Source organism: Leclercia sp. J807, assembly GCF_009734465.1.
Lineage (GTDB): Bacteria > Pseudomonadota > Gammaproteobacteria > Enterobacterales > Enterobacteriaceae > Enterobacter.
In genome coordinates, this window is sequence record NZ_CP046446.1 from 3,979,898 (window position 1) to 3,992,196 (window position 12,299).

Annotated in this window: 11 protein-coding genes and 1 riboswitch; of the genes, 5 read left to right on the forward strand and 6 right to left on the reverse strand. The window is 57.8% G+C overall.

The window, feature by feature from the left end; genetic code table 11:
* Positions 1–24: 24 nt before the first annotated feature.
* Positions 25–447, reverse strand: coding sequence for a DUF1249 family protein (locus GNG26_RS18835; RefSeq protein ID WP_003862516.1), 423 nt, complete (start codon positions 445–447; stop codon positions 25–27).
* Positions 444–1,076 (reverse strand): ADP-ribose diphosphatase, encoded by a 633-nt coding sequence (nudF, locus tag GNG26_RS18840; RefSeq protein ID WP_103822874.1) that lies wholly within the window; start codon positions 1,074–1,076, stop codon positions 444–446. Before nudF ends, GNG26_RS18835 begins: the two co-directional genes overlap by 4 nt.
* A gap of 204 nt (positions 1,077–1,280) precedes the next feature.
* Here nudF and tolC point away from each other — a divergent pair, with 204 nt between their 5' ends.
* From tolC to GNG26_RS18855, 3 genes are all read left to right on the forward strand, one after another.
* Positions 1,281–2,711 (forward strand): outer membrane channel protein TolC, encoded by a 1,431-nt coding sequence (tolC, locus tag GNG26_RS18845; RefSeq protein WP_103822875.1) that lies wholly within the window; start codon positions 1,281–1,283, stop codon positions 2,709–2,711.
* A 174-nt stretch (positions 2,712–2,885) separates the two neighbouring features.
* On the forward strand, positions 2,886–3,557 hold the full coding sequence (locus GNG26_RS18850) for a DUF1190 family protein (protein WP_103822876.1): 672 nt from the start codon (positions 2,886–2,888) through the stop codon (positions 3,555–3,557).
* 2 nt (positions 3,558–3,559) lie between these two features.
* Positions 3,560–4,720, forward strand: coding sequence for a glutathionylspermidine synthase family protein (locus GNG26_RS18855; RefSeq protein WP_156239780.1), 1,161 nt, complete (start codon positions 3,560–3,562; stop codon positions 4,718–4,720).
* An 81-nt stretch (positions 4,721–4,801) separates the two neighbouring features.
* On the opposite strand, the gene ygiD is transcribed toward GNG26_RS18855, so the two are convergent.
* Positions 4,802–5,590, reverse strand: a complete 789-nt coding sequence (gene ygiD, locus GNG26_RS18860; protein ID WP_197080115.1) for a 4,5-DOPA dioxygenase extradiol — start codon at positions 5,588–5,590, stop codon at positions 4,802–4,804.
* A 196-nt stretch (positions 5,591–5,786) separates the two neighbouring features.
* Between ygiD and zupT the strand changes: the two genes are divergently transcribed.
* Positions 5,787–6,560, forward strand: a complete 774-nt coding sequence (gene zupT, locus GNG26_RS18865) for a zinc transporter ZupT (protein ID WP_114316775.1) — start codon at positions 5,787–5,789, stop codon at positions 6,558–6,560.
* 40 nt (positions 6,561–6,600) lie between these two features.
* Here zupT and ribB read toward each other — a convergent pair whose 3' ends face one another.
* Positions 6,601–7,254 carry a 3,4-dihydroxy-2-butanone-4-phosphate synthase gene (ribB, locus tag GNG26_RS18870; protein ID WP_103822880.1) on the reverse strand — a complete coding sequence of 218 codons (654 nt, stop codon included), beginning with the start codon at positions 7,252–7,254 and terminating at the stop codon, positions 6,601–6,603.
* A 104-nt stretch (positions 7,255–7,358) separates the two neighbouring features.
* A riboswitch (FMN riboswitch) is annotated at positions 7,359–7,509 on the reverse strand.
* Positions 7,510–7,629: 120 nt separating this feature from the next.
* Here ribB and GNG26_RS18875 point away from each other — a divergent pair.
* Positions 7,630–7,926, forward strand: coding sequence for an accessory factor UbiK family protein (locus GNG26_RS18875; protein ID WP_103822881.1), 297 nt, complete (start codon positions 7,630–7,632; stop codon positions 7,924–7,926).
* A gap of 36 nt (positions 7,927–7,962) precedes the next feature.
* Here the strand turns inward: GNG26_RS18875 and hldE are convergent, their stop codons facing one another.
* Together hldE and glnE are read right to left on the reverse strand one after the other, a co-directional pair.
* Positions 7,963–9,396, reverse strand: coding sequence for a bifunctional D-glycero-beta-D-manno-heptose-7-phosphate kinase/D-glycero-beta-D-manno-heptose 1-phosphate adenylyltransferase HldE (gene hldE, locus GNG26_RS18880; RefSeq protein WP_103822882.1), 1,434 nt, complete (start codon positions 9,394–9,396; stop codon positions 7,963–7,965).
* A 40-nt stretch (positions 9,397–9,436) separates the two neighbouring features.
* Entirely contained in the window at positions 9,437–12,295 is a 2,859-nt protein-coding gene (glnE, locus tag GNG26_RS18885) for a bifunctional [glutamate--ammonia ligase]-adenylyl-L-tyrosine phosphorylase/[glutamate--ammonia-ligase] adenylyltransferase (protein WP_156239782.1), read from the reverse strand.
* Positions 12,296–12,299 lie beyond the last annotated feature (4 nt).

Genomic DNA, 12,299 nt, shown 5'->3' on the forward strand with positions numbered 1-12,299 from the left:
TGTCCTTAGGTAGGTTTCACGACGCTAACAAACCGGAATCGCCATCGCTCCATGTGCTAAACAGTATCTTAGCCAATCAGCCAGAAACTGATTAATTTGATGCTTTTCGTCACGTTGATGCAACTTTTTATTTGGGTAATCATAACGCGCTTTGAAGCGGAAGATCTGCTGACTTGAACACACTTCAGCGACCATCGCGTCATGGTACAGCCGCACCGTCATCGACGGCAGGCTCCAGTAGCTGATGGAAGGTGCCGTTTGTTCGATCTCCACCAGCGTAGTGTAACGGGTTGATTCCGTAATCGTTAACCGATACTGCGCGTTGCTCACCTGATAGCTCACTGTTTCGCCGGGCGCGTCATTACGCGGCAGCAAACGGCGCAACTGGGCGAAGTTGGTTTCGCACAGGCGCATCATTTCAGGGAAGTCAGGTGTATAACGCTTCATTTTTTCCACTCGTTTCTTAATTCCTGATAGTGCAGCTGTAGCCATTGCAAAGCGATGACAGAAGCCGCGTTGTCGATTTTCCCCTCTTCTACCCATTGATAAGCCTGCTCCCGACTTACCACATGAACACGAATATCTTCGTTTTCATCAACCAGACCGTGAATCCCTTGCGCGGTCGTGGCGTCCACTTCGCCTACCAGAACCGATAAACGCTCGCTGGTGCCGCCAGGGCTTGCCAGATAATTCGAAATCGGTTTTGTACGCCCAACAATCAGCCCGGCCTCTTCCATCGCCTCGCGACGGGCGACCTCATCCGGGGTCTCGCCTGCTTCAACCATCCCGGCCACCATCTCCAGCAGCCACGGGCTTTCGCTGGTATCCAGCGCGGCAATGCGAATCTGCTCTACCAGTACCACTTCATCACGCACTGGGTCAAAGGGTAGCAAGACTGCAGCATGCCCGCGCTCAAAAATTTCGCGCCGCACTTCGCCACTCATTTCGCCGTTAAACAGACGATGGCGAAAACGGTATAATTCCAGTGAAAAAAATCCGCTGTAGAGCGTTTCTCGTGCAATAATTTCTACATCGTTTTTTGTGAATGTCACTGGCATCTTCTCTGGTTTTTCCATGTTTGCGTCCTGTTATTTATGGTGGCGTTAAGGTGAAATTCCAATCTGCTAAACTGCGGTTTCTACAACAGTATGGTAAATTGGTGCAAGTTACTGCCGCATGGCACGGAACGCCAACCTTTTGCAGTGGCGAAGTCTGCTAGAATCGGTAGATATTTTTTTAATTAGATCAGCGCTAACAAAGCTTCACAACAAGGAAAGCAAATGAAGAAATTGCTCCCCATCCTCATCGGCCTGAGCCTGACGGGCTTCAGCGCGTTGAGTCAGGCAGAAGACCTGATACAGGTTTATAAGCAGGCACGTCTGAGCAACCCGGAACTGCGCAAGTCCGCTGCCGATCGTGACGCTGCATTTGAAAAAATTAATGAAGCACGCAGTCCATTATTACCACAGCTGGGTTTAGGTGCTGATTATACCTATAACAACGGCTATCGTGATGCGAATGGCATCGACTCCAACGTGACCAGCGGTTCACTCCAGTTAACCCAGACGCTGTTTGATATGTCTAAATGGCGTACCCTGAGCCTGCAGGAAAAAGCAGCCGGTATTCAGGATGTCACCTATCAGACCGACCAGCAGACGCTGATCCTTAACACGGCTACCGCTTACTTCAGAGTGCTGAGCGCCATTGATACGCTCTCCTATATTGAAGCGCAGAAACAAGCCATCTACCGTCAGCTCGATCAGACGACCCAGCGTTTTAACGTGGGTCTGGTCGCGATCACCGACGTGCAGAACGCCCGTTCACAATACGACAGCGTGCTGGCGAACGAAGTGACCGCGCGTAACGATCTGGATAACGCCGTTGAAGAGCTGCGTCAGGTCACCGGTAACTACTACCCGCAACTGGCTTCCCTGAACGTTGAACGCTTCAAAACTGACAAGCCGCAGGCGGTGAATGCCCTGCTGAAAGAAGCTGAAAACCGTAACCTTAGCCTGCTGCAGGCCCGTCTGAACCAGGATCTGGCGCGTGAGCAAATTCGCCAGGCACAGGATGGCCACCTGCCAACCCTGAGCCTGAACGCCTCTACCAGCGTGTCGAATACCAGCTACAGCGGCTCCAGAACCAGCGGTGCCCAGGGTGGTCAGTACAGCGACAGCGATGTCGGCCAGAACAAAATTGGTCTGAGCTTCTCCCTGCCGATCTATCAGGGTGGTCAGGTCAATTCGCAGGTGAAACAGGCGCAGTACAACTTTGTCGGTGCCAGCGAACAGCTTGAAAGCGCGCACCGCAGCGTGGTTCAGACCGTGCGTTCCTCCTTCAACAACGTGAACGCCTCTATCAGCAGCATCAACGCCTACAAACAGGCCGTTGTCTCTGCCCAGAGCTCTTTGGATGCATCGGAAGCCGGTTACTCGGTGGGTACGCGTACCATTGTTGACGTTCTGGATGCGACCACCACGCTCTACAACGCCAAACAACAGCTCTCCAACGCCCGTTACAACTACCTGATTAACCAGCTGAACATCAAGTCAGCGCTGGGTACGTTGAACGAGCAGGATCTGCTGGCGCTGAACGGCGCCCTGGGTAAACCTATCTCCACTACCCCAGAGGTTGTGGCCCCGGAAAATCCACAGCAGGCTGCCTCTGCTGATGGCTTAACCGCCGCCGCTGCGCGTACCACCAGCAACTAATGCTGTTACCCGGCCAGGGCTATCCTGGCCGGGTATTATCGCGCTGTCCGACAAAAAAACGTAAGCCAACGTAAAGATCCCCCAGTTTCGCCCCCATCGCTTCAATTTCCACCACTCATCCTCTATTCTGAGCGTTATTTTCTGTGTTTTACCACTGGGTCCTGGAAGACGATCATGAAACGGACAAAATCCATTAATCACGCCACGTTCCGCAAAAGCTGGAACGCGCGTCACCTCACTCCTGTCGCCCTGGCGCTGGGCGCCGTGTTTATGCTGGCAGGCTGTGAACAAAGCGACGAAACGGTTTCGCTCTATCAGAATGCCGACGACTGCGCCTCCGCCACCGGCAACAAGGCAGAGTGTACCACCGCCTACAACAATGCCCTGAAAGAGGCCGAACGTACCGCGCCGAAATATGCCAGCCGTGAAGACTGCGTAGCGGAATTTGGCGAAGGCCAGTGCCAGCAGGCACCTGCTCCGGCTCAGGCGGGCACGGCGCCAGAAAACCAGGCTCAGGCGCAATCCAGCGGCAGTTTCTGGATGCCACTGATGGCCGGTTACATGATGGGCCGACTGATGGGCGGCGGTGCGGGTTATCAACAGCAACCGCTGTTCAGCTCTAAAAACCCAGCCAGCCCGGCTTACGGTCAGTACACCGATGCCAGCGGCAAAGGTTACGGTGCCGCACAGCCTGGCCGCACCATGAACGTACCTAAGACCGCCATGGCCCCAAAACCGGCGACCACCAGCACCGTTACCCGCGGCGGCTTTGGTGAATCTGTTGCCAAACAGAACACCATGCAGCGCAGCGCGACCGGCACCTCAACGCGCTCAATGGGCGGCTGATAATGGAACGAGTCAGTATTGTTGAGCGCCCGGACTGGCGCGAAAAAGCCACCGAATATGGTTTCAACTTCCACACCATGTACGGCGAGCCGTACTGGTGTGAAGATGCCTACTACAAGCTGACCCTCGCCCAGGTTGAAAAACTGGAAGAGGTGACGGCAGAGCTGCATCAGATGTGCCTGAAGGTGGTGGAAAAGGTGATCGCCAGCGATGAGCTGCTGACCAAATTCCGCATTCCGAAGCATACCTGGGGCTTTGTGCGTCAGTCATGGCTGACCCATCAGCCGTCGCTCTACTCCCGCCTCGATCTGGCGTGGGATGGCACCGGCGAACCGAAGCTGCTTGAGAACAACGCCGATACGCCAACCTCCCTGTATGAAGCGGCCTTCTTCCAGTGGATCTGGCTGGAAGATCAGCAGAACGCCGGTCGTCTGCCGGAAGGCAGTGACCAGTTCAACAGCCTGCAGGAAAAGCTGATCGCGCGTTTCACTGAGCTGCGCGAACAGTACGGCTTTAACCTGCTGCACTTTGCCTGCTGTCGCGACACGGTCGAAGATCGCGGCACGGTACAGTATCTGCAGGACTGCGCCGCCGAAGCGGACGTTGCCAGCGAATTTCTCTACATAGAAGATATCGGGCTGGGTGAAAAAGGCCAGTTCACCGATCTGCAGGACCAGGTAATCAGTAACCTGTTCAAGCTCTATCCGTGGGAATACATGCTGCGCGAAGTCTTCTCTACCAAACTGGAAGATGCGGGCGTACGCTGGCTCGAGCCGGCCTGGAAGAGCATTATCTCCAACAAAGCCCTGTTGCCATTGCTGTGGGAGATGTTCCCGGACCATCCAAATCTGCTGCCCGCTTACTTCGCGGAAGATGACCATCCGCAGATGGATAAGTATGTCAAAAAGCCGATTTTCTCCCGCGAAGGCGCCAACGTATCGATTATCGAAAACGGTAACACCGTGGAAGCGGTAGAAGGTCCGTATGGCGAAGAAGGGATGATCGTCCAGCAGTTCTGCCAGTTACCGAAGTATGGCGACAGCTACATGCTGATCGGCAGCTGGCTGATCAACGATCAGCCAGCCGGGATTGGTATTCGTGAAGATCGGGCGTTGATCACGCAAGACCTGTCACGGTTCTATCCGCATATCTTCGTGGAGTAGCCTGTGATGCCGGGTGGCGGCTTCGCCTTACCCGGCCTACATAACTCCGTAGGCCCGGTAAGCGCAGCGCCACCGGGCACTTTACCCCACCTGCACCGACAACATACTCAAGCTGCCCATCTCAATGCCATCCACCGGTGTGGAAACGGACTCCTGACCATCCCACGCCCCCAGAACATAGAGCAGCGGCAGGAAATGTTCTGCCGTCGGGTTCGAGAGCGAGCCGCCTTCATGCGCCAGATAGTTCACCAGGGGATGTTCTTCAGCCGGTCCCTGCCAGGTCAGGTTTGCTTTCACATAATCGTTAAACGACGTTGCCCACGGATAGGGCGTATTTTCGCCGTGCCAGCGGGCCGTGCGCAGGTTATGCACCACGTTGCCGCTGGCTACCAGCATGATGCCCTCGTCACGGAGTGCGGCGAGCTTACGCCCCATCTCAAGGTGCCACGCCGCCGGTTTGGTACTGTCGATGCTCAGCTGCACCATCGGGATGTCGGCATTCGGGTACATCTTAATCAGCACGCCCCAGGAGCCGTGGTCAAAGCCCCACGCCTCTTTATCAAGGGTGACCGGGAGAGGTGCCAGCAGCTCTACCAGCCGCTGCGCCAGGGCTGGTGATCCCGGTGCCGGATAGTGCGTGTCGTACAGCGCCTGCGGGAAGCCACCAAAATCATGGATCGTTTTCGGCGTTTCCATCGCGGTAACGCCGGTGCCACGGGTAAACCAGTGTGCAGAAATCACCACGATCGCTTTCGGACGCGGCAACGTCTCTCCCAGATGACGCCAGGCGCGGGTATAGACGTTATCCTCCAGCGCATTCATGGGGCTACCGTGGCCCAAAAACAGTGCTGGCATACGAGAAGATGTCATGATGATATCCTTACACAAGCTGTCGATTTGATAGCTTTACCTTACCCGTTAACAGGATAAGATGAACTCTGATAACCATGATGAAGATCATCAGGAAATTTGAATGTAAGGGATCTGTAAAGGCGATTATACCCGCTCGCTTTACGCGCGTTTAGCCTTTAATATGAATGATAATCATTATCATAAGGAGAGGTGAATGTCAGTTCCTCTGATTCTGACGATTCTCGCAGGCGCCGCCACCTTTATCGGCGCCCTGCTCGGCGTGCTGGGCCAGAAGCCCTCTAACCGCGTGCTGGCATTTTCGCTCGGCTTTGCCGCCGGGATCATGTTGCTTATCTCCCTGATGGAGATGCTGCCCGCGGCACTCGGCACCGAAGGGATGTCGCCGGTGCTCGGCTACGGGATGTTTGTTTTTGGCCTGCTGGGCTACTTTGCGCTGGACAGAATGCTGCCCCACGCGCACCCGCAGGATCTGATGCAGAAAGGGAGTCAGCCCCTGCCCCGCAACCTGCGACGTACCGCGCTGCTGCTGACCCTGGGCATCAGCCTGCATAACTTCCCGGAAGGCGTTGCGACCTATGTGACCGCCAGTAACAACCTGGAGTTAGGATTCGGTATTGCGCTGGCGGTGGCGTTGCACAATATCCCGGAGGGGCTGGCGGTCGCAGGCCCGGTCTATGCCGCAACGGGTTCTAAGCGTAAGGCGGTCTTCTGGGCAGGGATTTCCGGCATGGCAGAGATCCTCGGCGGGGTACTGGCGTGGTTGATCCTCGGCAGCCTGATCTCGCCAGTGGTGATGGCGGCCATTATGGCGGCAGTGGCGGGCATTATGGTGGCGCTGTCGGTGGACGAGCTGATGCCGCTCGCCAAAGAGATCGACCCTAATAACAATCCCAGCTACGGCGTGCTGTGCGGGATGTCGGTGATGGGGCTCAGTCTGGTGCTGCTCCAGACGGCAGGAATAGGTTAAAAAAACGCCGGGTTAACCCGGCGTTTTTTATGCTGCGTTATCAGCTGGCTTTGCGCTCTTGCGCCTGGCGATACGCCACCAGATCTTCAATGGTGACCACAGCCATGTTGTGTTTCACCGCGAAGTCGATGCACTCCGGCGCGCGGGCCATAGAGCCATCATCATTGGTCAGTTCACAGAGCACACCGGCGGGTTTGAAACCGGCCAGCGTGACCAGATCGATGGTCGCTTCGGTGTGGCCGCCGCGAGTCAATACGCCGCCCGGCTGCGCGCGCAGCGGGAAGACATGGCCCGGACGGTTCAGGTCAGAAGGTTTTGCACCATCGGCAATGGCGGCACGCACGGTGGTCACGCGGTCAGCAGCCGACACGCCGGTAGTCACACCGCTGGCCGCTTCGATGGTAACTGTAAAACCGGTGCCGAAGGCGCTGGTGTTGTTCTCAACCATCATCGGCAGTTCCAGCTGCTTACGGCGATCTTCGGTGATACACAGGCAAACAATACCGCTGCCGTGACGGATGGTCAGCGCCATCTGCTCAACGGTCATGGTTTCGGCGGCGAAAATCATATCACCTTCGTTTTCACGGTCTTCATCGTCAAGCACCATCACGCCGCGGCCTTCGCGAAGCGCAGCAAGCGCCTGCTCAACACGGTCAGTAGAGGTACCGAAAGAGGAAAGGAGCGTCTGATTCATGGTAAAAAAACCTCATTAAAATTATGGTTACCAGAATCAGGGCAGTCTTAGGAGCGCCGGAGTACGGCAAAAAAATAACGTGAGCGGGCCTCGCCCGACTGGTTCGTTACTCTCTCCCATCCGGACTTTAACCGTCGGCCCCGGAATTACACCGGATCTGCTGACCTTTGAGTGTGCACCCAAAGCGCTCGCGGGCTTTCAACATGGTGTTGATTTACCGCCGGTGGGGAATTTCGCCCCGCCCTGAGAATAAGCGGGATAACTATAACGCTAATGATTATGTTCGGCAACGCATAAGCTTCACACAATTCTGGTTTAAGGATCCCCGTAACGCGCTACAATGATTCTAAACATCTTTACTTCAAGGGAACTATGATGATCGACCCAAAAAAAATTGAACAACTTGCCCGCCAGGTCCATGAATCCATGCCGAAAGGCGTACGTGAGTTCGGTGATGATGTTGAGAAAAAGATCCGCCAGGTGCTGCAGGCGCAGCTGATGCGTCTGGATCTGGTCAGCCGTGAAGAATTTGACGTGCAGACGCAGGTTCTGCTGCGCACCCGTGAGAAGATTGCCCTGCTGGAGCAGCGCCTCACCGAGCTGGAAAACCGCAACGTTGTCGACGAAGTGAAACCGGCGCCAGCGATCCCACCGGTTGATAACGTGGAATAATTCACCGCAAAAAAAACGGGCCTTTCGGCCCGTTTTTTATTTCTCGCTATCTTTCTGAATCTTTTTGATGATGTTAGTGGTTGAACACCCGTCCTCAAAATTGAGCACCATCACTTCCCCACCGTTGGCCCAGACCTCTTCGCTGCCCGCGATCTGCTCAGGCTTGTAGTCACCGCCTTTCACCAGCAGGTCCGGCAGGATCCCGGCAATCAGACGCTGCGGGGTATCCTCTTCGAAGGAGACCACCCAGTCCACCGCTTCCAGCGCGCCAAGCACAATCATGCGCTGCTCAAGCGGGTTCACCGGACGGGTTTCGCCTTTCAGCCGTTTAGTGGAGGCATCGCTGTTCACCGCCACAATCAGGCGGTCGCCCAGCTTGCGCGCGTTGGCAAGATAAGAGACGTGGCCCGCGTGCAGAATGTCGAACACGCCGTTGGTCATCACCACTTTCTCACCACGCTTACGCGCGGCGGCCACGGCCACTTTCAGCTCTTCTTCACTCATCACGCCAAAACCGGTTTCGGCGCGCCCACGCACCGCGTTTTCCAGCTCGATGGGAGAGACGGTTGAGGTCCCCAGCTTGCCGACCACCACGCCTGCGGCAGCGTTGGCAAAGTAGCAGGCCTCTTCGAGGGTATTCCCGGCAGCCAGCGTCGCCGCCAGCACGCCAATCACCGTATCGCCCGCACCGGTGACGTCATACACTTCCTGCGCCTGGGTTGGCATATGCAGCGGCGCTTTGCCCGGTTGCAGCAGGGTCATCCCCTGCTCGGAACGGGTCACCAGCAGCGCGGAGAGGTCGAAGTCGGCGATGATCTTCATGCCGCGTTCAACAATCTCATCTTCGGTTTTGCATTTGCCCGCCACTGCTTCAAATTCGGAGAGGTTAGGCGTCAGCAGCGTCGCACCGCGATAGCGTTCAAAGTCGGTGCCTTTCGGGTCGATCAGCACCGGCACACCGGAAGCGCGCGCCAGCTTAATCATCTGCTGGACGCTCGCCAGCGCCCCTTTGGCGTAGTCGGAGAGCACCAGCGCCCCGATGTTGCCCAGAGCCTGGTTGATACGCTCGTGCAGCGGCTCCGGATCCACGCCTTCAAAGCCCTCTTCAAAGTCGAGGCGGATAAGTTGCTGGTTGCGCGACAGCACGCGCAGCTTGGTAATGGTCGGGTGCGTTGGAACAGAAACGAAATCACATTTAACGTTCACATCCGCCAGCGTCTTACTCAGCGCCCGCGCCGCATCGTCGATGCCGGTCAGACCGACCAGACGCGAATGCGCGCCGAGAGAAGCAATGTTCATCGCCACGTTTGCCGCGCCGCCAGGACGCTCTTCAATGGTATCCACCTTCACCACCGGGACCGGGGCTTCCGGGGAAATGCGGCTGGTTGGCCCATACCAGTAGCGATCCAGCATCACATCGCCAACTACCATAACTCCAGCACGTTCAAACTCTGGCAGTGTTACTTTCATTCCTGACTCCAGAAAGATTCACAATTTGCGCGCGATAATATCACACTTGTTTTGTTACGCACGGTTCCACCAGCCACTTCTGCCAGCAGGCGCGCACCAGCTCCCGCTCGGCGTTAAAGCAGTCGAGCGGCAGATGGCCAGGCTGCTCCTGCAACGCCAGATGGTGCAGTTCATCGCGCAGCGTGGTGTAAGCGCGGGTGAGCGCCAGCGCCTCCTGTTCATCCATAATGTCGTTTTGCGCCAGCAGTTCCAGAATGCGCACGTTATCCGACCAGCGGGTCAGCTTCGGTTTGGCGTGGGCGTCACGCAGCACCAGATACTGGGTGATAAATTCGATGTCGGTAATACCGCCCTCGTCAGCTTTAATATCAAAGCGATCCCGGTGCTTATTCCCCAGGTGAGCGCGCATTTTTTCACGCATTTCGCGCACCTCAGTCTGCAGCGTCGGGCCCTCGCGCGTGGCGGTCAGCACGTCGCGGCGAATGGTATCAAACTGCGCCTTAAGCTGCGGATCGCCATAGACCACCCGGGCGCGCACCAGAGCCTGATGCTCCCAGGTCCAGGCTTCGTTCTTCTGGTAGTCGGCGAACGACTCGGTGGAAGAGACCAGCATGCCCGCCGCCCCGGACGGACGCAGGCGGGCATCCACTTCATACAGAATGCCCGACGACGTGCGGGTGCTGAAGAGGTGCATGATGCGCTGGGCCAGGCGCAGGTAGAACTGACGCCCATCGATCTCACGCTCGCCGTCGGTCATCACATCCACCGGGCAGTCGTGAAGGAAAATGAGATCCAGATCGGAGCTGTAGCCCAGCTCCCAGCCGCCCAGCTTGCCGTAACCCACCACCGCAAAGCCGCGTCCTTCGCGATCGGCCAGGTGCTTCGGCTGGCCGTAACGCGCCACCATCTGCACCCACGCCTGATGGACAACGGCATCAATAATCGCCTCCGCCAGCCAGGTTAAGTGATCGCTCACTTTCATTACCGGCAGCGTTCCGGCGATGTCGGCGGCGGCTACACGCAGCAGCTGCGCCTGCTTAAACTGACGCAGCGCCTCCAGCTGCTGCTCCTCATCCTCCTCCGGCACGCGCAGCAGATACTGGCGCAGCTCGTCCCGGTAGGCGTCGGTCGCCGTCGGCTGGTAAAGGGTGTTGGGATCGAGCAGCTCGTCCAGCAGCAGCGGATAGCGCGCCAGCTTGCTGGCGATCATTGGCGAGGCGGCGCAGAGGGAAATCAGGTGCTTGAGCGCACCCGGAAACTCGCTGAGCAGCTCCAGATAGGTGGTGCGGGTGATGATCCCGCTGAGCAGCGGGGTCAAACGCGACAGCGGTACCGGCGCATCGGCGCGGGAACAGACATCGCTCAGCAGGTGCGGCATCAGGTGATCGAGCACCTGACGTCCGCGCGGGCCAATGGCGCGCTTGTTCAGTTCCAGGCGGAAATCGGCAATCAGCGCCACCACCCGGTGACGGTCATCATTGCTGAGGTGGGCCAGCACCGGGGTAGTGTCGTCCTCCTGCAGTGCATCCTGCCACAGCTCGCGCCAGTGCTCGGAAAGCTCATCATCCTGCGATTCACTCTCATCGTCGCCAATCAGATCGTTAAAAATCCGCCGCACCGCGGCCATGTGCGCATCCAGCGCCTCGGTCAGCGCCTGCCAGTCGTCCACGCGCATCCCCCAGGCGAGACGGGCGCGATTAAGCTCATCTCCCGGCAGGGTCTGGGTTTGTTCGTCGTTAATGCTCTGCAGCAGGTTCTCCAGCCGACGCAAAAAGAGGTAGGCCTCACGCAGGATGTGCGCATCCCCTTCCGGCAGCAGATTCAGCTGTGCAATTGCCGCAAGCGTTGGCAGCAGGGAGCGGGATTGCAGCGACGGCTCGCGCCCGCCGCGGATCAGCTGGAACACCTGGACGATAAACTCGATCTCGCGGATGCCGCCCGCCCCCAGCTTGATGTTGTCTTTCAGGCCGCGACGCCGCACTTCCCGGGCAATCATCCCTTTCATGTTGCGCAGCGACTGGATGACGCTGAAATCGATATAGCGACGGAACACGAACGGGCGCAGCATAGCGCGCAGCTCGCTGGCGTAGGCGCCGTCGTTATCGCCCATGATCCGCGCCTTGACCATCGCGTAGCGCTCCCAGTCGCGCCCCTGCTCCTGGTAGTAGTCCTCCAGCGCGGCAAAGCTCAGCACCAGCGGGCCGCTGTCGCCGAAGGGACGCAGGCGCATATCCACGCGATAGACAAAGCCATCCTGGGTGGGTTGATCCAGGGCCTTAATCAGCCGCTGCCCCAGGCGGGTAAAGAACTGGGCGTTGTCCAGCTCACGGCGTCCGCCGCGGGTGGCGCCCTTCTCCGGCCAGGCGAAGATCAGATCGATATCCGAGGAAAAGTTGAGCTCGCCGCCGCCGAGCTTGCCCATCCCTAAAATCAGCAGCGGCTGCGGGGTGCCATCCTCACTGCATGGCGTACCCCATTCACGACAGCAGGCGTCGTACAGCCAGTCGCGGGCGGCGACGATCAGCGTCTCCGCAAGGTGACTCAACTGCTGCAACGTGCTCTCTTCACTCACCAGCATCAGCGCCTGCGCCCAGGCGATACGCACCATCACCCGACGGCGGAAATGGCGCAGCTCGCGCATCAGCGCGGCTTCATCGCTGACATCTGCCAGCGCGTCGCGTAACCACTGCGCGTAGTGCTGCCACTCATCCGCCTGCGGCGGCGCGGCCTCAAGCCCGGTCAGCCAGTCAGGATGTGCCGTAACGCTCTCCTGCACAAAGTCGCTGAATGCCAGCACCTGCCGGGCCTGCTCGCTTAATGACGAGGCGGGTAATGCTTCCGGCAGACGCTCACATACCGTCTGCCACTGCTGCTGTAAGGGTGAAGAAAGCGGCATCATTGGG